14 protein-coding genes are annotated in these 20,576 nt (G+C 72.2%); 7 read left to right on the top strand and 7 right to left on the bottom strand.

Annotated elements, in window-relative coordinates:
- Positions 1-307: 307 nt before the first annotated feature.
- The 6 genes from RBJ65_RS28195 to RBJ65_RS28170 are packed head-to-tail and all read left to right on the top strand — an operon-like array spanning position 308 to position 5,662.
- A complete protein-coding gene (locus tag RBJ65_RS28195; protein WP_306332178.1) occupies positions 308-1,807 on the top strand; it encodes a hypothetical protein in 1,500 nt (499 codons plus the stop codon).
- On the top strand, positions 1,804-2,220 hold the full coding sequence (locus RBJ65_RS28190) for a roadblock/LC7 domain-containing protein (RefSeq protein WP_306322051.1): 417 nt from the start codon (positions 1,804-1,806) through the stop codon (positions 2,218-2,220). Before RBJ65_RS28195 ends, RBJ65_RS28190 begins: the two co-directional genes overlap by 4 nt.
- A complete protein-coding gene (locus tag RBJ65_RS28185) occupies positions 2,217-2,573 on the top strand; it encodes a DUF742 domain-containing protein (protein WP_306322052.1) in 357 nt (118 codons plus the stop codon). Before RBJ65_RS28190 ends, RBJ65_RS28185 begins: the two co-directional genes overlap by 4 nt.
- Positions 2,551-3,156, top strand: a complete 606-nt coding sequence (locus RBJ65_RS28180) for an ATP/GTP-binding protein (protein ID WP_306322053.1) — start codon at positions 2,551-2,553, stop codon at positions 3,154-3,156. Before RBJ65_RS28185 ends, RBJ65_RS28180 begins: the two co-directional genes overlap by 23 nt.
- A complete protein-coding gene (locus tag RBJ65_RS28175) occupies positions 3,153-4,412 on the top strand; it encodes a cytochrome P450 (RefSeq protein WP_306322054.1) in 1,260 nt (419 codons plus the stop codon). Before RBJ65_RS28180 ends, RBJ65_RS28175 begins: the two co-directional genes overlap by 4 nt.
- Positions 4,413-4,426: 14 nt before the next feature.
- Entirely contained in the window at positions 4,427-5,662 is a 1,236-nt protein-coding gene (locus RBJ65_RS28170) for a cytochrome P450 (RefSeq protein ID WP_306322055.1), read from the top strand.
- Positions 5,663-5,692: 30 nt separating this feature from the next.
- Here RBJ65_RS28170 and RBJ65_RS28165 read toward each other — a convergent pair whose 3' ends face one another.
- The 7 genes from RBJ65_RS28165 to RBJ65_RS28135 all read right to left on the bottom strand — a co-directional run bounded on the left by RBJ65_RS28165 (position 5,693) and on the right by RBJ65_RS28135 (position 19,205).
- Complete coding sequence (locus tag RBJ65_RS28165) at positions 5,693-6,937, bottom strand: TIGR02679 family protein (protein ID WP_306322056.1); 1,245 nt, start codon at positions 6,935-6,937, stop codon at positions 5,693-5,695.
- A complete protein-coding gene (locus RBJ65_RS28160) occupies positions 6,931-11,001 on the bottom strand; it encodes a TIGR02680 family protein (protein WP_306322057.1) in 4,071 nt (1,356 codons plus the stop codon). Before RBJ65_RS28160 ends, RBJ65_RS28165 begins: the two co-directional genes overlap by 7 nt.
- A complete protein-coding gene (locus RBJ65_RS28155) occupies positions 10,998-12,248 on the bottom strand; it encodes a TIGR02678 family protein (protein WP_306322058.1) in 1,251 nt (416 codons plus the stop codon). The genes RBJ65_RS28160 and RBJ65_RS28155 overlap by 4 nt, the downstream gene beginning before the upstream one ends.
- Positions 12,245-13,963, bottom strand: a complete 1,719-nt coding sequence (locus tag RBJ65_RS28150) for a TIGR02677 family protein (RefSeq protein ID WP_306322059.1) — start codon at positions 13,961-13,963, stop codon at positions 12,245-12,247. Before RBJ65_RS28150 ends, RBJ65_RS28155 begins: the two co-directional genes overlap by 4 nt.
- A gap of 119 nt (positions 13,964-14,082) precedes the next feature.
- Complete coding sequence (locus RBJ65_RS28145; RefSeq protein ID WP_306322060.1) at positions 14,083-15,504, bottom strand: sugar porter family MFS transporter; 1,422 nt, start codon at positions 15,502-15,504, stop codon at positions 14,083-14,085.
- Between the two features lie 474 nt (positions 15,505-15,978).
- Complete coding sequence (locus RBJ65_RS28140; RefSeq protein ID WP_306322061.1) at positions 15,979-17,793, bottom strand: sulfatase; 1,815 nt, start codon at positions 17,791-17,793, stop codon at positions 15,979-15,981.
- A gap of 98 nt (positions 17,794-17,891) precedes the next feature.
- Positions 17,892-19,205: an MFS transporter gene (locus RBJ65_RS28135; RefSeq protein WP_306322062.1), complete on the bottom strand. Its 1,314-nt coding sequence runs from the start codon at positions 19,203-19,205 to the stop codon at positions 17,892-17,894.
- 150 nt (positions 19,206-19,355) lie between these two features.
- Between RBJ65_RS28135 and RBJ65_RS28130 the strand changes: the two genes are divergently transcribed.
- Positions 19,356-20,375 (top strand): LacI family DNA-binding transcriptional regulator, encoded by a 1,020-nt coding sequence (locus RBJ65_RS28130; RefSeq protein ID WP_306322063.1) that lies wholly within the window; start codon positions 19,356-19,358, stop codon positions 20,373-20,375.
- Positions 20,376-20,576 lie beyond the last annotated feature (201 nt).

Raw genomic sequence — 20,576 nt, 5'->3', positions numbered from 1 at the left:
CAACACACTGATCACCGCAAGCACGGACCAGCTGGCGCACTGGGGGGATACGGAGTGGGGAGGCGCTGCCCATCGTGAGCACGGGGCTACGCCTGCGCGGCTCCCCCACCGCGAAGCAGCGGACACCCGAGCCCCCGCCCTCCGCCGGGCCACGGCGGTGCGGGCACTGCCGATTCCCGCCGCCCCGCACGGGCCGTCCACCCCATGCACCGCGCCCCGCGATCGCGGACGCATGGACCCACCGTGTCGCCAACGACCGCCCCGGCACTGCGACGTGACCCACACACCCCCACATCGTGAGGACCACATGACGGATTTCCTACAGGTCGTAGTGCCTTCGGTACTGAGCCTGGCGGCCGGGGCCGTCGGCACGGCCGCGTTCTCATGGCGTTGGCGAGTCCAACGCGACGACGAACGGTCCGCGGGAGAACACCTGCGCGCGCAGAACGGACAGCTCAACGCGGAGATATACGCGGCGGCGGGAGCGCTGCAGCAGCTGGCCGAAAGAGCGATCCCCTCGCTCGCCACGGAGCGGGAAGATGCAACGGGCGTCGAGCTGACGCTGCCACCGCAGCTGCCGGAGAGCGTCCTGAACCAGCAGGTGTCAGCGGTGGCATCGGCCGCGGCCGACACGGTGCGGACCGTACGGGACACCACCCAGGCCCGTGCGGACACTCAGGTGGACGAGGCCCAACAGAGCGCGCGGGAGGAGGTGTTGACCGCTCGCAAGGTGTCCGAGCAGGCCACACAGGCCGCCGTGCGCGGCTTCGCCGCCACCATGGTGTCGGCGGCCTCCAGAGTGGGTCTCCTTGTCAGCGCCGGGGTGCGCCGCCACGAGGGGGACGAGGCCTACGCGACGCTCGTCGGCATCGACCAGCCCACCCAGCAGATGCTGCTCACGGCGCAGGGGTACACCGTGCTCGCCGGCGGGACGCTGCAGCGACGCTGGCCGGCCACCGCACTCACCGACGTGATCCGCGCCGCCATGGGCAACATCGAGGGCTACGAAAGGGTCGAGTACCACGTACTCGACACCGCGGTGACCAGCCGCGCCGTCGGCCCCCTCGTCCACACGCTCGCCGTCCTCCTGGACAACGCCGCCCACTTCTCTCCGGTCTCCGCCCCCGTACACGTCTCCTTCCTCGAAGGGCATCACGGGACGTCGGTCATCATCGACGACGCCGGGCTGCGGATGAACGACGAGCAACTGGGCTGGGCACGGCGGGTCTTGAACGGTGCGCAGAAGGACAGCATCGCCGATCTCGGCGCGCACCCTCAGACCGGTCTCCGGGTGGCAGGCATGCTTGCCGGGCAGTACGGATTCCGGGTCGATCTGGAGGCACCCAACCGGTTCGAAGGGACACGCGCGATCGTCTTCATCCCCAAGGAGCTGCTGACCACCGTCCCCGCGGCTCCCGCCCCGCCCGCCGCGAAGGCCGTCGCCCCTGCCGCAGCCGCTGCCGCTGCTCCTGCCGCTGCTCCTGCCCGTGCCGCAGCGCCGGCGCCGGCGCCCGCTCCCGAGGAGCCGGCGGCAGCCGAGCAGCCCGTCGCGCAGACCACCGCGAGCGGGCTGCGCGTGCGCACCCGCGCCCCTTCGGCGCCGGCCCGCCCGGCCCCGGCCCCCGCGCCCGCGGCGGACGAGCCCGCGATGCCGGGCCGGCCCGGCATCGCCGCCGCCTGGAGCCGCGGCTCCCGCAGCGCCCGCACCGCCGACACCACTGACACCACTGACACCACTGACAGCACCGACACCTCAGCCACCACTGACACCTCAGCCACCACCACGCACGAAGGAGCCCGACCGTGACCGACCGCAATGAGCTCGGATGGCTCCTGGACGGCGAATTGGGGGGCATCGAAGGTGTCAAGCACGCCGTGCTCATGAGTTCGGACGGGCTCCTCAAGGCGCACACCGAGACCGTGGAGCGTGACGAAGCCGAGAAGTTCGCGGCGATCACCGCCGCCCTGCGGGCGGCCGCGAAGGCCTTCGACAGCGAGACCGGAGGCGGCGGCACCCGGCAGATCCTGATCGAGTCGGCCAATAATCTGGGGATGGTCACGCAGGCCGCCGACAACACCATGCTCGCGGTGCTCACGACGGACGCCATGGTCGATGTCGGTCTGATCGCCCATCACATGGAGCGCCTCGCCACCCGCGTCGGCCGCGAACTCGCCACCGCACCGCGCGAGTCCGTCACCGACGGCGTACCCGCGACATGACAGGCCCGCGGCGGGACCCTGACCTGGTCAGGCCGTACGTCCGCACCGAAGGCCGGGTGCGTCCCAGCCGGGAGGTGAGCCTGGAGACCGTCGTGCTCGCCGCGAGCGGTCCCACGCACTCCCTCGGCCTCGACGCGCGGCGGGTGATGGACCTGTTCCGCCACAGCGAGGGCGGCAGCCTCGCCGTGGCGGACATCGCGTCCGCCGTCGACCTGCCCGGCTCCACGGTCCGCATCCTCGTCTCGGGATTGATGGACGCCGGCCTGCTGACCGAGCCCGTCGCGGCACACACCGACCAGCCCGTCCCCGACCTGCTCCAGGAGGTACTGAGTGGTCTCCGCGCCCTCACGTGATGACGGCCTCGTCTTCGTACCGTCCACCGTCACCAGATCCGCGAAGATCGTCATCAGCGGGGCCTTCGGAGCCGGCAAGACGACACTCGTCGGCAGCGTCTCCCAAGTGCGGCCGCTGCGCATGGAAGAGCGGATCACCGAGGCCAGCAGCGGCATCGACGACCTGGCGGGGGCTCCGGCCAAGCGGACGACGACCGTGGGTCTCGACTACGGCCGCCTCCAGCTCAGCGCGAGCCTCATGCTGTACCTCTTCGGCCTGCCGGGCCAGCCGCGCTTCCGTCCCTTGTGGACCGGCCTGACCGAGGGAGCGCTCGGCGCCCTGGTCCTGGCGGACACCCGCAACCTCGACGCCTGCTACGACATCCTCGCCGCGCACGAGAGCGACGGGACTCCCTACGCCGTCGCCATCAACACGTTCGACGGCGCGCCCAGTTACCCCCTCGACGAGATTCGCCAGGCCCTGGCCCTGGACCCGCACACCCCGCTGACCGAGTGCGACGCCCGCAGCTCCGCTTCCAGCGTCCGGGCCCTGATCACCCTCGGCGAATACCTCACGACCCTTCCCGTGGAGCCCCGTCCATGACCCTCACCCCCACCGAGGCCGGCCGTATCGCCCTGTACGACGCGCAGTTCGCCGACGATCCGCACGCCGCGTACAAGGAGATGCGCACCCGGTACGGGCCGCTGGTCCCCGTCGACCTGTCACCCGGAGTACCGGCCACCCTCGTCATCGGCTACGCGCAGGCCCGCCGCATCCTCAACGACCCGATGCGCTTCCCCGCCGACCCGCGCGTCTGGGAGCAGCTGATCCCCGAGACCTGCCCGGTCCGCCCGATGATGGAGTGGCGTCCCAACGCGCTGCGCTCCGCCGGCGCGGACCACACCCGCTACCGGTCGGCGAACGTGGCCGCGATCGACGGCACCGACCAGCATCAACTGCGCGCCCTGGTCGAGGACGTCGCCGCGTCGACGATCGCCGAGTTCTCTGCGGACGGCCAGGCCGACGTGAACGCCCAGTACGCGACGCCGCTCGTGTTCCGGGTGCTCAGCGCGCTGCTCGGCTGCCCGGACGAGATCGGCCTGCGCATCGCCGACGGCATGGCCAAGATCTTCGACGGGGTGAACGCCGAGAGCGGCAACCAGATCCTCACCACCGCCGTCCTGGACCTGGTGGCCCTGCGCCGCGAGCAGCCCGGCGACGACGTCACGTCACGGCTCGTCGCCCACCAAGTCGGCCTGGACGACGCCGAGATGGCCCACCAGCTCGTCACGCTCTACGGCGCGGGCAGCGAGCCGATGGCGAACCTGATCACGAACACGGTCCTCAAGCTCCTCACCGACGACTCGTTCTCCGGTGACCTGCACGCGGGCGGCCTCTCCGTCCGCGAGGCCCTCGACACCGTCCTGTACACGGACCCGCCGCTGGCGGCCTACTGCATCTCGTATCCCCCGCACCCGGTCACCGTCGACGGGGTGCTGCTTCCGGCCCATCAGCCCGTGGTCATCTCCATGGCCGGCTGCAATAACGATCCCGACCTGGGCGGAGCGACCGGGTTCCGCAACGGGGCGCACCTGTCGTGGAGCACCGGGCCGCACGCCTGCCCGGCCCGCTCGCACGCGTACCTCATCGTCGAGACCGCCATCACCTACCTGCTCGACGCGCACCCGGAGATGGACCTCGCCAAGCCCGCCGCGGAGCTGACGTGGCGCCCGGGCCCCTTCCACCGCGCCCTGACCGGCCTGCCCGTCACGTTCCCCGCCACTCCTTCGAACCACCCCACTCCCTCGAACCACCCCACTCCCTCAAACCAGCCCACTCCTTCGAACCAGCCCAGCTGAAAGGCCCCCGCATCATGACGCAGTCGCCCCCCACCCCGATCGTCCTCGACCCCACCGGGTCCGACTCGCACAAGGAGGACGCCGAGCTGCGCGCTCATGGCTCCGCGGTCCTCGTCGACGTCCTCGGTGTCCCCGCCACGTCGATCACGGACCCGGTGCTCCTCAAGAGCCTGCTGCGGGGGCGAGAGGTCTCCAAGGACGCACGGGCCCACTGGCCCGATTTCCAGGACGCGATACAGACCTGGCCGCTAGCCCTGTGGATCGCGGTGGAGAACATGTTCACCGCTTACGGCGCCGACCACACCCGCCTGCGCCGCATGATCGCGCCCGCTTTCAGCCATCGCCGCATCACGGCCCTGGAGAGCCACATCGAAGGGGTCGTCTCCGGCCTCCTCGACACCATCGAGGGCCTCGACGACGGCAGGCCCGTCGACCTGCGCGAGCACCTCGCCTATCCGCTGCCGATCCAGGTCATCGGCCACCTCCTGGGGGTCCCGGCCGAGCAGCGCACCGCCTTCCGGACCGTGGTCGACGGCGTCTTCGACACCAAGCTGAACCAGGCCGAGGCGCTCGCCAACACCCAGGCCCTCTACGCTGCCCTCGACGACCTGATCGAGACCAAGCGCGCCACCCCCGGCGACGACATGACGTCCCTGCTGATCAGCACCCGTGACGAGGAGGGGGACGGCGGCCGCCTGTCGGCGACCGAACTGCGCGACACCCTCCTCCTCATGATCAGCGCCGGCTACGAGACCACGGTGAACGTCATCGACCAGGCGATCACCATGATCCTGAGCCACCCCGATCAGCTCGCCGACGTCCGCTCCGGCAAGCTCACGTGGTCCGACGTCGTCGAGGAGACCCTCCGCGTCGAACCGGCGGTGAAGCATCTCCCCATGCGCTTCGCCGTGGAGGACATCGAGCTGCCCGACGGCCGGATCATCGCCAAGGGCGAGGCGATCCTCGCCTCCTACTCCGCGGCCAACCGCAACCCGGACTGGCACGGCGACACCGCCGGCGAATTCGATGCCGGCCGGCCCTCCAAGGACCACCTGGCCTTCGGGCACGGCGTCCACTTCTGCCTCGGTGCCCCGCTCGCCCGCCTCGAAGTCGTCACCGCGCTCCGCAGCCTCTTCGCCCGCTTCCCCGCCATCGAACTCGCCGTCCCCGCCGACCAGTTGAAGCCGGGCGGTTCACTGATCAGCAACGGCCACAGCGAGCTTCCCGTCCTGCTCGGCCGCTCCAACTAAGCTCCTGCGGGACCATGAGGACGATCGCCCCTACGCACCCAGGTCCTGGATCAGATCGACGAGCACCGTCTCCTCCTCGACGCGCACACCGAACTCCGAGAGTGACGACGCCAGTTCGGTATCCCAGGGGGCTTCCGCGGCACTCCCGGCCAGTGGTGGGAGACCGGGGTGGCGGGCCGCCCTCCGGTAGTCGGCCGCCCGGTAGCGCCAGGGCTGCCAGGGCACGTGGCGCAGCAGTCCGGTGGCGATGCGGATGCCGCCCCAGTCGAAGTCGCCGTGGTAGCGGAGAACGATCCCCTGGGCGTGCGCTCTGCGGAGGAGGGTGAGTGCCGCGGCCGACGGCTGGCCCTGGAGGCAGACGAGCGGTGGGCAGTGCGGGCCGTGGGCGTCCGCGGCCGCGGCCAGGACGGCCGGGTTCTCGCAGATCCAGAGCTCCTGGTGGGGCAGGGTGAAGGCCCGACCCGAAAGCTGGCGCAGGGTCAGGACGGCCGGCTCTCCGGTGTCGGCCAGCCAGTCGAGGGCCGGGGTGCCACGCACGTTGAGGGCGAGGACGGTCGCGGAGACCTCGTCCCTCAGAAGCCCGGCCGAGGCCCACGCATCGCGTCGCCACTCGGCTCCCGCCCCCTGTGGGTGACCGGTGAGTGCGCGTACGGCGGAGAGCAGCAAGGTGGCGGGCGGGCGACCGTCGTCGAGGGCGTGTGCGTCGCCCAGGACGCGGGCGGCGAAGGCGGGGAGGGAAACAGGCGGGTCGGCGGGCAGTTCACGCAGGGCGCGCACGACCTCGGCAACGAGGTCGTGCGCGGTGTCGGGATCGCGTGCGAGGCGTCGTACGAGACCTTCTTGCGGCAGGCGCTCGGCCCAGTGGGCCAGCCCGGAGGCGGTGAGTTCGGCCAGCGGCTCGTAGGCCTTCGCCCAGGCCTGCTCCATGCGCTCGCGGACCGCGCGCAGTGGCTCGACCGGGCCGCCGAGCGCGACCAGGGCCGGGGCGAGTCCTCCGGGGCTGATCCCGCTGCGGCGCAGCACGTCGTCCACCGCTTCCAGGCGCACGCTGAGGGAGCGGCCCGCACCAGGGGCACGGCCGAGCAGCCGTTCGGCGGCGTCGCGCTGGGCAGGGGTGGGCGCGGACAGCCTGACGGGGCCGGTGAGCGGCTCTTCACGGGCCATGCGCTGCCGGGCACGCTGCACCAGCCAGGCCGACTCCGGCTCACCCAGGAGTCGCTGAAGCCGCGCGAAGTCGACGTGCGCCGTATCGCCGCGCGCCTCGTCGTTCACCACAGGACCCCGGCCTCCTCCCCGGCGTCCGGCTCCCTCTGCCCTGCGGTCTCCGGCTCCTCCACTCGCGTCCGAGCCGTGCCGTCCCACTCCCAGCGCGTGACCAGCACCGCCGCGACCTCGTCGACACGTGACAGCTGCGCGATGGCGATGCCCGGTACCGATGGATAGCAGGCCCACTCGCGCTCACTGGTCATCACCACGTCCAGGTCGAAGGCGTGCAGCAGGCCGAGGCACTTGGCGCGGGAGTCGTCGTCGACGCCCGCGAACGCCTCGTCGAGGGTGACCAGGCGCGGGGCGTGCGGATACGCCGCGCTGGCGTAGTGCGAGGAGGCGGCGGCGAAGAGAGGTACGGAGACGGCGAGGGCGCGTTCGCCACCGGAGGCGGGGCCGGTCGCCGGCACCCACTTGCCGTGCTGCTGCCGTTCGACGCCGAATTCGTGCCACGCCCGATAGTCCAGGGCTTCGGTGAGGTGTTCCAGCCAGCTGCCGGAGGTGTCCTGTGCCTGGTGGCGTGCGATCTGCGCCTGCAGGAACTCACCGACCGCCGCCCGGTCCTCGCGGGACCAGGCATCGGCCGACTGGCGGAGGCGGTCGCGGGCCTGACCGAGTCCGGCGGGTGCGTCGCGCGACGCCCGCCACACGAGGCGCAGTCGCATGCCGGTGGAGGTCGGACGCTCGTCCAACTCCCGGTTCATCTCGCGCACTTGACGTTCGGCCGTGCCGATCAGGTCCTGCAAAGTACCCGCGACCTCGCTCAGCAGGTGCGTCTCCAGAATCTCCCGCTCGTGGGCGGACAGGATGCGCTGGAGGTCTTCGACCTCGGTGGCGAGTGCCTCGGCGAGCTCCGCCACTCCCCTCTCGCGGCCCTGGTAGACGATGTCGACGAGCACGCCGTCCTCGACCGTCCGTGCGGACGCGCTGTGCCCGCCGCGCGACAGGCCGTCCTGGAGTTTCTTGAGTTCGGCGTTGAGGTGGGACTGGACGCGTTCCAGCGCGTCGTCCGAGGCGTCGGTACGAGCCAGCTCGGCTTCCACGGTGCGGGCGAGCGCGATGGCCGGGGTGGCGGCCCAGGGCTCCCCGGCCGGGTCGGGTACGTCGATGCCGGGCAGCGCGAGCGCGAGCAGGCCGGTGCCGGCGAACCGCTGCAACTGCGCGATCGCGTCCGCGCGTTGGGCCGTGGACTCGGCGACGTCCTGGTCCAGCTGCTCGATACGGCCCGCGGCGCGCTGGGCCCGCTGATCGGCGGCCTTCTCCGTCAGGGCGGTCGCACGCCTCTCCGTCTCGGTCCGCGCCAATTCGCGTGCGGTGTCGTCGAGCCGCCGCTCCAGCTCCGCGACGGCCGCGCCGACCGTGGAGCGCAGCGTGGTAAGGCGCTCGGTGGCTGCCGCGGCCTCGCGGGCGAGGCCCTCGACGCGCAGGGCGAGTTCGGCGACGCGCTGGGCCGTCTGTTCGGCTTCGGCGCGTTCGCGTGCGACGGCTGCTTCGGCCTCGTCGCGGGCGCGCAGCGCGGGCCAGAGCGCGGCCAGAGCGACCGTGTACGCGTGGAGCGCCTGCCGTACGGCGGCAAGTCCGTCGGGGTCGGCGGGCAAGGTCAGTTCGGTGGCGGTCCCGGTGAGGGTGGCGTGGGCCTGCTCGGCGCGTCCGACGGCCTCGGCGACTTCCGTGGCGCGCTCGTCGTGCCGTTCCTTCGTACGCCGTACGGCCTGTGCCGCTTCGCCCGCGCGGGCGTGGGCCTGGCGCAGCGGCGCGTCGTCGGGGAGAGCGGCGACTTCGGAGTCGAGGGTGCGGCGACGGACGGAGACCTCTTCCCGCTCGTGCGCGAGGAGCGCCAACTGCCCTTCCAGTACGGCCAGTTCACCGTCGAGTACGTCGATACGCGCGCGCCGCGCCGCCTCGCGCGCTCCCTCGCCGATGTACTCGGCGCTGGGCTTGGCCCAGCTTCCGGTGAGTACTCCCACCTGGAACCGGCCGTCGGCCGAGATCCATGTATGGGCTCCTCCTCCGGTCCCGATCGACGCCAACAGCCCCTCGACCGCGGCCTCGCCGACCGACGCGGCCGACTCGTCGCCGTGGTCGATCGCCGGTCGCAGCAGCTCACCGAGGTGCGGACCGGGCAGCGCCGCACCAGGGGTCAGCAGGACATCGTGCCCTTCGCTGTCGTGCAGCACGCCGTCGTCCCCGGCCCAGGCATCGAGCAGCCCGGAGGCCTCAAGCGCCGCCTCGACCCCCGCACGCTCGGACTCACGCACGCCGTCCCGGAAGTCCACGAGCCGCCACAGCGGCGCACCGGGCCGCCCGTCGCGTACGCCGGGCGTACGGGTCCGCGGCGCCTCGGGCGGCCGCTGCCCGCCCGACCGAAGGCGCTCCAGCTCGGCCCGCGCCTCCCCCGCCTGCCGCTCGGTCTCGTCCTGGCTCCGGGCCAACGACGCTTCCGTTTCGGCCAGTTCACGCCCGATGGCCCGATGGACACGTGCGGTCTCCGCGTTCGCGGGGTTCGTGCCGTCCAGGTGGCCGGCCCAGTCCTGCAGCCGGTCGAGCAGCCCGACCGGATCGGCCGGCGTCAGCTCCGTACAGGATGCGAGGTGCAGGCGGACGCGCTCCACGAGGTCGCGTCCGGCGGCGTCGGCGGCCTCCTCGGCGTCGGCCTGCCGGGTGCGGCACTGGTCGAGTTCGGCGGCCGTGTCGTCGAGGCGGCGCTGGGCTTCGCGCCGGTCGCCCTCGGCCTGTTCGGCGTCGCGAAGGAGCCGGGTCACGTGGTCGACGGTGCGCAGCCGGCGGTCGAGGGCCTCGTCGGCGGCAGCGGCTCCGGCCTCGACGCGGGGTTCGCCGTCGAGAGCGGCGGCGTTCGCGTGTCCGCGCGCGCGGGTCACGGCCGCGGCGGCCCGCTCCTCGGCGCCGGCCGCCTTGGCCCACGCCTCGTCGAGCCGCGCCATGGCCCGCACGTTGTCCCCTTCGGCCTTCTCCTGGTCGTCGGCCGCCTGGGCGCGCGCGTCGGCAGCGCGGCCCGCCTCCGTCGCAGCACGCTCCAACTCCCGCGCGCTGCGCATCTCGGGCCCTTCGCGGAGCGCCTCGTCCTGCGCCTTCAGCCGGGCCGCCGTCTCCGCCAGCTCCGCGATGCGCCCTTCGGCCTCGTCGCGCTCGCGCGCCGCACCGTCCCGCTCCTGGCTCGCATGCGCCAGATCCCGGCCGAGCTGCTCGTACCGCGCGTGCTCGGTACGCGGGAGCCGGGCGCGGCGGCGCGAGGCGACGCGCGCGTACCGCCGGTAGTGGTCGAGGAACGCGCTCGCCGCACGTTCGGCCTCGCCGGCGGCCCGCAGCGTGTCCTTCTCCTCGTCGAGGGAGCGGAACGCCTCGGCCACGTCCGCGACCACGGCCTGGTCCATCGGCGGCAGCGCCTCGGTCAGCGCCTTGGACAGGGCCGCTTCGTTGGGCTTCTTGGACAGCTGTGGCTGACGCAGCTGCACGAGGAGATCCACCAGGGCCTGGTACCGCTGCTCGCCGAGCCCGAACAGCGCCTCGTCGACGGCCCTGCGATAGGCGCGCGCCTGGTCGTACACGAGGCCGTGCCCGGCGATCGCCTCGGCGAAGCGGTCACGGCCGAGCGCACTGCCGGTCGCGTCGAGCAGACTGAGGTCCGCGCCGACGCGCTGGTCGGTGACGGCGAACCAGTGTCGGGCGATGCCCCGCCCCGAGACCGCCTTGAGTCCGCACAGGAGCGTACGGAAGTGCTCACGGCCTGCCTCGTCCCGCCGCCCGAACTCGATCCAGGTGTAGCCCAGCCGCTCCGGGTGGGGGTGTTCGCCGCCCAGGAGCAGATTCCACTCCATGCGCTTCTTGGGGTCGCCGTCGGGCTCCACGCGCCGCGCGGACAGGTCGCCGTCGAGGAGGAAGGGGAGAGTGAGGGCGAGGACCTTGGACTTGCCGGTGCCGTTGTTGCCGCGCAGCAGGAGCCGACCGTCGCGGAACCAGAACTCCTCACGGTCGTAGTAGAAGAGGTCGACGAGGCCGGTCCGCAGCGGCTGCCAGCGGTTTCGCGTGGGGGCGGGCAGGGGGCGGCGGTTCATCGCTGAGTGGCCTTTCGTGCGGTGCTTCCGGTGCTCCCGGTGCTCCCGGTGCTGCGGGGCTCGATGACGACCGCCTCGCCGACGGCGTACCGGGCGAGCGCCGGACGCGACACCGCGCCCTCGGGGGTACGGGTGACGAGATCGAGTGCGGCGAGCCTGGCCAGCGCCTGTTCGACGAGCCACGCCTCGGCGCCGGGCTCCTTGGCGCTCTTGGCCCAGAACCCGGCGTGCTCGACGGCGAGTTCGCGCACGCGCGCCTGGAGTTCGGCGACCGTCACCGCACCGTCCGCCGCCGCGAGTCGCTCGGCGAGCAGCAATGTCACATGCCCGTGGGTGCCTTGTTCGGGCATGCGTACGTCGGTGAGGTCGTCGTACGGGTCGACCATGGCGATGCCCTCGGCGCGGACCTCGGCGACCAGACCGGTCAGCTCGTTGATCCGGGCCAGGATGAACGGCCGCTGTTTGGTCAGATACGCGAGTTCGGCGTCGCTGAGCTCGTCGTAGTAGAGGACCGGGTCGTCGATGAGGCGCCGGGTGAGATGGCGGCGGATCGCGCTGAACCGCGCCTCGTCCGTGTCCAGGGTGCTGTCGCGGGTCAGCTCGGCGACGCGTTCGCGAAGGTCGTCACCGCGGACCGTCGAGGGGCCGCGGCGGGTGGCGAGCAGCCCGGCGAGCACCCGCCGCTCGACGTCGTAGAGCACGTCCCCGGCGCCGCTGACGTAGGCCTCCTCGTCGCCTGCGACCCGCCGCAGCACACCGAGGTCGATGAGGACCTTGACGACGGCGGCCAGGTCGAGCCTCTCGTCGCGCCGCTCCAGCGTGAACTCCATGCCTGTAGCGACCAGTTGAGGGTCGGCGACATCGAGGACAATGTGCTCGGCGAGCCGGCCGAGCGCGATCTGTGCCTCGCCGCGTTCGAGTGCCGCGAGCGCGAGGCAGAACAGGACGTAGCGACGCCGGGTGAAGGGTGCGGCGGCGCGAGTGGCCTCACGTGCCGGATGGGTGTGGTCGTCGAGCCGGCCCGGCGTCTTGCGCAAACGCGCCGCCTCGGCGTCCACCTGGAGGGCCCAGCCGGTGTTCCGCTCGAACCACTCCCGCAGCTCTGCCGAGTGCCGTCGCACGAGCCGGAAGTCGTCGGCGTACGGGCCGCGCACGAGCAGCAGCGGCCGCTTGAGCAGTGCACGCGCGGCCCGTCGAAGCTCTGCGGCGCGCTGCCCTTCGAGGACTTCGGCGAGTGGGGTGGTCACGACGTCTCCTTCGTACGTACGGCGAGGGCGTCGGCGGCGCGGGCGGGAGCGGGTGCGGGTACGGGTGCGGGTGCGGGTGCGGGTGCGGCAGGATCGGCGGCAGCAGCGACGGGTGCGGCAGCGGCGTCGTCGCGGACGGGATCGGTCGCCTGGCGTGCGTACGCCGCATCGAGGTCGACGATCTCCACCAGATGGTCGGGGCCGCGCAGCACCCCGTCGGGGGTGCGAATCTCGGCCTGGCCGCCACCGGGGAGGAGCGCGAGGCGGATTTCCATCGAGCCGTCGTTACTGGTGGTGGCGGTGCGGGTCATGCCGGGCCGCCAGGTGGCCAGGGCGTCGCCGAGCAGCTGGAGGAAGAGGCTGAAGGCGGCCGGGTCGAGTTCGCCGAGGTCGGACAGGCGGACCGGTCCTGCGGTGACCAGGCGCCGCTTGGCCTCCGCGATCTGTGCGGACTGCCGCTCCGCGCGTTCGGCCAGCACACGGCGGGCGGCCGAGCGGTCCTCGACCTTGCGGGCCTTGCCGCGCCGCTCGTAGCTGCCGGTGCGGCGCAGTTGCGGGCTGATCCTGAGCGGTTCGGCCGCCGCCCATGGGGTGGCGGGCGCGACCGGCGCGGCATCACGTGCGGCGAGGGTGTCACCGTCGACGGTCAGATGCCGCGCCGGGTACAGGCCGAAGGCGACGCGCCACAACCGGTGCCGTTCCTCGTCATCGGGAGCCTCGGCGAACCAGCGGGCGAGGACCCGGAAGTCCGCCGACCGGTCCGAACGCCCCGTACGCCGCTCGTTCAGCATCCGCACGACGGCCAGGAGCTGCGGAATCGCTCCACGCGCCTGCGCGCGCAGCAGCCGCGCCTGCGACGTACGCCCCTCGCCCCGGCCTCCTGACAGGAACCAGGACCTGAGGCCTGCCCAACGCTCCCGCCACCGGTCCAGGGCCGCCTTCTCCGCGGTCGAAGCCTCGTCGGGCGTGGCATCGGCGGCCTCCCGGGCCGCGGCGATCCGCAACAGCGGCTCCACGCCGGCCGGTCCTTCGAGCTCGCCGAGGAGCTGGGCGATCCGCCCGCCGAGGGTGATGAGGTCCTGGATGAACTGCTCCAGGTACGTGATCAGCCGGTCCTTGTACGCGAGGAAGTCCTCGATCTCGACTCCGTGCAGGTCGATGGTGCGCTGCAGGGAGCCCATGAACGCCCGCGCATTCTCGGCGAGCGCGGCGAACCGGCTGCTCAGGGCATCGAGGGTCAGGTGCGTACGGGCCGGGTCGGGGGTGTCCTCGGCGGCGAGCACGAGCAGCACTCGCAGCTGGGTGACGATGTCGTGCAGTGCCACGGCCTGCAGCGCGCCCCGCCGCCCCAGCGCCTCGCCGAAGACGCCGAGCGCCTCCTCGGCCGCCTCGCCCGCCTGGGTCAGCTGGTAGATCAACCGCTTGCGGTAGAAGTCCTCGACCGCGGTGACCCGCGCCGTGTCCGGGTCGGCGCGCAGGTTCCCCCAGCCGACGAGACTGTCGAGCGCCTTGGCCACATCCTCCGGGTCCGCGGGCCGCCGCCCGGCGGGCATCTCGGCGTACACGTCCTCGGGCCGCAGATGCACCGTGAAGCGCTCCTTGGCCGCGACGAACACTCCCATGACCTCGCGGTAGAGCGCGGCATTGGGCACGGTCAGATGGGCGAACGCGGCGTACGTGTCGGGCGACGCCGCATCTGGGGACGAAGTCAACATCGTCGGTTCATTCTGCCGGACGGCCGACACCTCCCGAGGCCCCCCTCCAGAAATCCGCCGCGCACCCGCGCCCGGCCCGCTGCTTCCAACGGAACCGGGAAGCCGACCCGTGGACGGGCCTACCCGCGCCGTGCCTCCACCGGCTCCGCGCCGGCCGGGGTCGTGCGCAGGCGGGACCGCGCCCGCAGGTCGAGTTCGATCTGCTCCAGGCTGCGGTTCTTGGTCTCGGGCACGAGCTTCCAGACGAGCAGGAAGAGAACGACGTTGACGACGGCGAAGATCCACGAGCTCCAGGCGAGGCCCAGGTTGTCGTTCATCACCGGGAAGATGAAGGTGATGGCGAAGGTGGACGCCCACAGCGCGACGCTGCTGGTGCCCATGCCCACACCCCGTACCCGCAGCGGGAAGACCTCGGCCATCATCAGCCAGACGATCGCGCCCCAGCCGAGCTCATAGCCCGCGAGGTAGATCATCAGAAGCACGACCGCGGAGATCCCGGCGGTGGTCTGCGAGTGCACGAGGACCACCACGGCGCCGACGAGGGTCAGCGTGACCGCCATGAGGATGTTGCCGATGAGCAGCAGCGGCTTGCGGCCCCAGCGGTCGACCACGAAGATCACCCACGCGGTGAAGGCGAACTTGACGATGCCGAGCAGAATCGACTGGATCAGCGAAGTGGACTGCGAGAAGCCGAGGTTGGTGAACATCGTCGGCGCGTAGACGTTGATCGCGTTGACGCCGCTGAACTGCTGGCCCATGGCGAGCACCAGCGCGACGACGAGCGCCGGGCGTACCCACTTCGCCTTCAGGTCCCGCAGCGTTCCCTTGCGCTCGCTGTCGAGGCGGATGATGTCCCGGATCTCGGAGATCGCGGCGTCGGCGTCGACGTCGGCACCCTGCGCGGCGCGCAGCACCGCCTTCGCCTCCTCGTCCCGGCCGCGGGCGAGCAGCCAGCGCGGCGTCTCCGGCAGGAACGACATGCCGATGAGGAGCGCGAGAGCCGGAACCAGCGCGATCGCCAGCATGGCGCGCCAGTTGCCCGAGCCGCTGAACGCCCAGCCCACGACGTACGCGACGACGATGCCGAGCACGATCATCAGCTGGTTGAGCGAACCGAGGGCGCCGCGCAGCCGGGACGGCGCCAGCTCGGTCAGGTACATCGGCACCGTGGCCGACGAGCCGCCGACGGCTATGCCGATGAGGAAGCGGAAGACGACCAGCGTCGCGAGGTTCGGGGCGAGCGCGCAGCCCACGGTGCCGACCGCGAACACCACGGCCGCGAGCCTGATGGCCCCCCTGCGGCCGGCCCGGTCGGCGAGACGGCCCGCGAAGGCGGCCCCGATGACGGCGCCGGCCGCGAGGCAGCCACCCACGACTCCTTCGGCGACCGAGCCCATGGCCCACTGCTTCTTGATGAACAGCAGGACGCCGGAGATGACTCCCAGGTCGTAGCCGAAGAGGATGCCGCCCAGCGCGCCGAAGAAGTACAGCGTCGTTTTGTTGATGTGCCGCGTGCTGGGAGCGGGGGTCGGTTCGTGCACGAAGATGCCTCGTTTCTCTGGCCCGAAGCGCTGTTTCCTTGAACGATTCAGGGGACGAGCGGGGATGCGTGGCACACCGTCACGAGGGCGAACTCCCGCCGTCAATGGCCGGGATGCAATCAAATCCGCATCAGAGGCAAGCAGAAATGAATCGTTGCTGGTGGCGGGACGACCGCGGGTCGTGACCTTGGGGCAATATCTTTCCTACGTGGGTGGCAGTGACCAGCGGTTCCTCGCCTCCGGCCGGCGCCGGCCCTACGGCAGCGCCTGCGCATCGGGCGCAGCATGCCCTCGACCAGCCGCGGCGGCGGAGCGGCTGCTTGGACGCGGGCCGAAGGACCCGCCTGAGTTGCCGGGCCGCTCACAGCGGATAGGTGACCACCTCCGAGAAGCTCGTCCGGAAGCCGCCCGGGGCCACGAAGTTGGCGATGTCCTCGGCCGCCGCCCGGCCCTCCGGCGTGGCGTGCGCGGTTCTCACCTCTTGGGCCGCGCCATCCGCTCCCACTGGAACACCACCGACTCCGGCCGGTAGCTGCCGTCGATGCTGAACAGGAGGTACCGGCCCGCCCCGCGCACGTACTCGTCCGCGTCGTCCGCCGCGGCCGCCACCACGTCGCGGAAGGCGGCGACGTCCGCGACGTCGAGGGCGGTCAGGGCGTTGAGGGCCTCGATGCGCAGGGGCGGGAGGCGGTCGGGCTCCGCGAGGCGGGCGAGGCGCTCGACCGCGGCGCTTTCCCCGGTGTAGCGGGCGAGCGCCTCCGCGCACGGCACGACGACGAACGGGTCCGTCTCCAACTCCACGACCTCACCCAGCCGTTCGGCGGCGCCGCCGACGGTGCCGGCCTCCCCCAGCGTCAGGACGCCGATCGCCCCCCAGCGGCGGACCGTGGCGTCCACGTCGTCAAGGGCCTTGAGGAATACGGACAGTTGGGCCGGGTCCTGGAGGGGGATGCGGTCGGCCACCTCCAGGACGCGGGCGAGCGGGTAGGCGCCCTCGGCCCGGCTCGCGTCGTAGCCCTGCACAGGGGAGCCCTCGGCCAGGAAGCCGTTGTCGTGGATGGCGAGCAGGTGCGCGCGCAGGGCCCGTTCGAGGCGGCGTTCAACCTCGGCGTACGCGGGGTCGCCGGCCAGGTTGTGCACCTGGTCGGGGTCGGCGACCGTGTCGTACAGCTCGACGCCCGGCTTGGGGCGCCAGAACGCGGACCGGGTGTCGTCGAGCCGACCGGCCAGGTGTTCCGTCTCCCAGGAGCGGTAGCCGGCGGCGAGCCAGGCGAAGCCCTGGTGTTGGCCCAGGGGCCGGTGCGGGTGGTAGTTGCGGATGTAGCGGAAGCGGGCGTCGCGGACCGTGCGGATCATGTCGTAGCGCTCGTCCATGCGGTTGCGCATGCCGAAGGCGAGTTCACGGGTCGCGTCGAAGTCCGTGCGCGCGAGACTCGCCCCTTGCATGTACGCGGGGACCTCGCCGCCCGCGAGGTCGACCAGGGTCGGCGGGATGCGGATGGTGCTCACGGCGGCGTCGATGCGGGTGCCGGGCGGCGGGAAGAGGTGCGCGTGGCGCTCCGGTGCCGCGACGATCAGGGGGACGTGCAGGCCCTCGTCGTAGCAGTAGCGCTTGGAGCGGGGATTGACGCCGCCGTGGTCGGAGGTGTGCAGGACGATCGTGTCCCCGGCCAGTCCGTCCGCGGCCAGCTGCCCGAGCAGTTCGCCCACGGCGGCGTCCATGTCGGCGATGTCGCGGTAATAGCGGGCCAGGTCGGCGCGGATCTCCGGGGTGTCGGGGAGGTAGGCGGGCACGCGGACCGCCGATGGGTCGACGGCGGAGGTGTGGTCGCCGAACACGGCGCTCTCGTGCGTGCCGTCGATGTTGAACACGGCGAGGAACGGCGCGCCGTCCGGGCGGTCGCGCCAGTGCGCCGTCGGGGACGACGCATGCCAGATGGCGTCCGCGTCGATGGCGGCGTTGTAGTCGGTCTTGGCGTTGTTGGTGCAGTAGTAGCCCAGCTCCCGCAGGATCTCCGGGTAGGTGCGCAACCGGTCGGGTTTCGGGCCGGCGCTACGCATCTGGTGGGCCGGAGCGTTGCTCTCCGGTGCCACGCCCGTGATGAGCGCGAAGCGCGCGGGCGCGCACACGGGGGCGGCGCTGTAGGCGTGCTCGAAGAGGGTGCCGCGGCGGGCGAGCGCATCGAGGTTCGGGGTGGCGGCGTGCGGATCGCCGTAACAGCCGAAGCGGGGCGGGCAGTCCTCGCTGACGATCCACAGAATGTTCGGGCGTGTGGCGGAGGTGCTCATGAACCACCCACCGTCCCTTCGTTGTTCGCTGTCGTTCGTTCTTCGTCGTACGTTGCCGATCGGCCGTGCTGGGAAGCCGGGGCCGGCCCGGCGGCGCGTCAGCGCACCGTCCGTACGCGCTGGATGCACAGCGCTCCTACGACGCCCAGCCCCGCCCCGACCAGGAAGAACACGGGATAGTTCGAGCCGTGTCCGCCGATGGCGAGGAAGACGGGAGCGATCGCGGGCATCAGGGTCTGCGGCAGCACGTTCGCCAAGTGAAAGACGCCCATGTCCTTGCCCGCGTCCGCCCGCGAGGGCAGCACCTCCGCGACCAGGGCCGTGTCGACGGACAGGTAGACGCCGGTGGCGATGCCCGCGATGGCGGTGGCGACCATGTAGCCGGCCAGGCTGTACGAGTAGGCGGCCAGGACGTGGGCCAGGGCAAGGATGAGCGCGGAGACGAGCACGAACGCCTTCCGCCTGCGCATCCGGTCCGAGAGCGCGCCGGAGACGAGGCTGGCGAGCACCACGGTCACCGTGTTCACCAGAAGCACCTGGAAGACGACGCTGCCGACGCGGTCCGCCGCGTAGCCGAACCGGTCGATGAGGAAGTACGTCTGGTAGCCGGTCAGCGTGTAGTTGCCGCAGAAGACCAGGAAGCGCGAGAGCCACGCCCAGGCGAAGTCGGGCGCCGTGCGCGGGTCCACCCAGTACGACTTGAGCAGCGCGAGCGGGCTCAGTTTCGGACGCTCCCCCGCCGCGAGCCGCCGGTCGCGCAGCACGAACATCAGCACGCCCACCCCGGCCAGGCAGGCGAGCCCCGGCAGCAGGATCGCGAGGGTCAGGTCGGGCAGGAACAGGTTGGCGAGGAACGCCCCGCCCACGGAGCCGAGTTGGTTGGTGAGGCCGGTGATCGCCGATACCTTGCCGAGCTGCGCCGAGGGCACCTGGTCGGGCAGCACCGGGTTGAGACCGGCGAGCAGGACGTTGAAGGTGAGCTGGGTCAGCGACCACGCGAGCACGACCATGACCACCGTCGACGCCGTGGCGAGCAGCGTCAGGCTGGCGGCGCCGAGTACCGCCCCGCCCGCGATCCAGGGCTTGCGCATCCCGAACCGGCTGGTGGTCCGGTCGGACAGGGCGCCGAAGACGTTCTGCGCGAGCAGTGCGACCGTGGCGCCGATCGTGAGGACGAGGGAGAGCACCGAGGCCTTGTGGTCGGGCGCGATCTGCTGCACGCGCAGCGCGAGCGTCACCGTGGTCGCGGGCAGCAGGGCCAGCCAGGTGCCGAAGTAGGCGCCGGTCAGGGCCGATACGAGGCCCGGGCCGACGCGCGCGGGCCCGTCGGCCGTCGAGCCGTCGCTGCTCGGCGCCGAGGGGGCCGCGCCGCCGGCGGCAACGGTGGCGCCGGCGGGTTCGCTCGTGTCCATGAGGACACCTCCAAGCTCCTTCGAGGCTTCTTCGAGGCCCGGCTCGGCGGCCCTGACACGTGTCAGGGCCGCCGAGCCGGTATCCTGACACGTGTCACGACGCTTGAGAACCCCCCGCCGCCGGACCGATTCCGAGGGAGCCGACCAGGAATGACGAACGTCGCGCCGAAAAGGCGGCCCACCAGTGCGGACGTCGCGCGGCGCGCGGGGGTGTCGCGGACGACCGTCTCCTACGTCCTCAACGGCCGCTCCGAGCAGGGCATCAGCGAGACGACGCGGCGCCGCGTCCTGTCGGCGGTGGAGGAGCTCGGCTACGCACCGAACGCGGCGGCCAGCACCCTGCGGGCGGGGCGCAGCTCAGTCGTACTGCTGCCCATGTGGAACCTGCCGTCGAGCCCGGCCACGGACGCGTACATCGACCATCTGAGCCGGGAGTTGGAGGAGCGGGACCTCAGCCTGCTCATCCATGGAGACCGCACCGCGAGCGGCGTGGAAGGCGCCCGCATCTGGGCGGCGCTGCGCCCCGCCGCCGTCCTCGTCGACGTCGCGCGCTGCCCACCGGACGCGGCGGAGCTGCTGCACCGCGCCGAGATCGTCACGCTGCTGACATTCAGCACGGATCCGCGCGCGGCACACGCCCCCGGGCTCCCGGAGGACCTCGCGGCGGTCGCCCGGTGCGCGGCCCAGTACCTGGTCGACCGGGGCCACCGGCGCCTGGCCTCCCTGGTGCCAGGCGGGGAACTCGCCGACCTGGGCGCGCTGCGCCTCGACGCCGTCCGGGAGGTGGCGGACGCCGCGGGGGTGCCGGTGCGGCGGGTGGACTGCGAGCTCGGCACCGACAGCATCGCGGCGGCCATCGCGTCGTGGTCCGACCCCGCGGTGCGCCCGAGCGCCGTCTACGCCTACAACGACGAGTTCGCCCTCGCCCTCATCCAGGTGCTGCGCGACAACGGCCTGCGGGTGCCGGAGGACATCGCCGTCATCGGCTCGGGCGACTTCCCGATGGGCTCGGTGCTGCGGCCCCGGCTGACCACCGCCCACGTACCGGCCGACGCCCGCGCGAAGGCCGTGGCAACGGCCGTGCGGCGGCTGCTGGACGGCGAAGGTGTCGACCAGGACGAGGTCGCGGCGGCGGTGCGGCCGCGTCTGGTGGTGCGCGAGTCGGCCTGAGCCCGGCACTGCGCGCGGGCGCCGGGGACTCGACGCGCCACGCCCCACGATGCCCGGTGAGCGCGTTACGGCGACTCCCTCGGCCAGCATGCGGCACGAGGTGACAGCCCCTCAGCCCGTCCGCAAAGAGCCCGCAAAGTCCGATCACACAACTGCCCCTCGCGGCACATCCGTGTAATGGTCATCCAAGTCGCCTCTCGC

The organism is Streptomyces sp. KL109B, assembly GCF_030766935.1.
Lineage (GTDB): Bacteria > Actinomycetota > Actinomycetes > Streptomycetales > Streptomycetaceae > Streptomyces.
This window is presented reverse-complemented; position numbering and strand designations above follow the sequence as displayed.

Coding starts and splice junctions, on each gene's coding strand:
- RBJ65_RS28195 (WP_306332178.1), top strand. CDS start 308: ATGACGGATTTCCTACAGGTCGTAGTGCCTTCGGTACTGAGCCTGGCG.
- RBJ65_RS28140 (WP_306322061.1), bottom strand. CDS start 17,793: ATGAGCACCTCCGCCACACGCCCGAACATTCTGTGGATCGTCAGCGAG.
- RBJ65_RS28170 (WP_306322055.1), top strand. CDS start 4,427: ATGACGCAGTCGCCCCCCACCCCGATCGTCCTCGACCCCACCGGGTCC.
- RBJ65_RS28150 (WP_306322059.1), bottom strand. CDS start 13,963: ATGTTGACTTCGTCCCCAGATGCGGCGTCGCCCGACACGTACGCCGCG.
- RBJ65_RS28135 (WP_306322062.1), bottom strand. CDS start 19,205: ATGGACACGAGCGAACCCGCCGGCGCCACCGTTGCCGCCGGCGGCGCG.
- RBJ65_RS28175 (WP_306322054.1), top strand. CDS start 3,153: ATGACCCTCACCCCCACCGAGGCCGGCCGTATCGCCCTGTACGACGCG.
- RBJ65_RS28160 (WP_306322057.1), bottom strand. CDS start 11,001: ATGAACCGCCGCCCCCTGCCCGCCCCCACGCGAAACCGCTGGCAGCCG.
- RBJ65_RS28185 (WP_306322052.1), top strand. CDS start 2,217: ATGACAGGCCCGCGGCGGGACCCTGACCTGGTCAGGCCGTACGTCCGC.
- RBJ65_RS28130 (WP_306322063.1), top strand. CDS start 19,356: ATGACGAACGTCGCGCCGAAAAGGCGGCCCACCAGTGCGGACGTCGCG.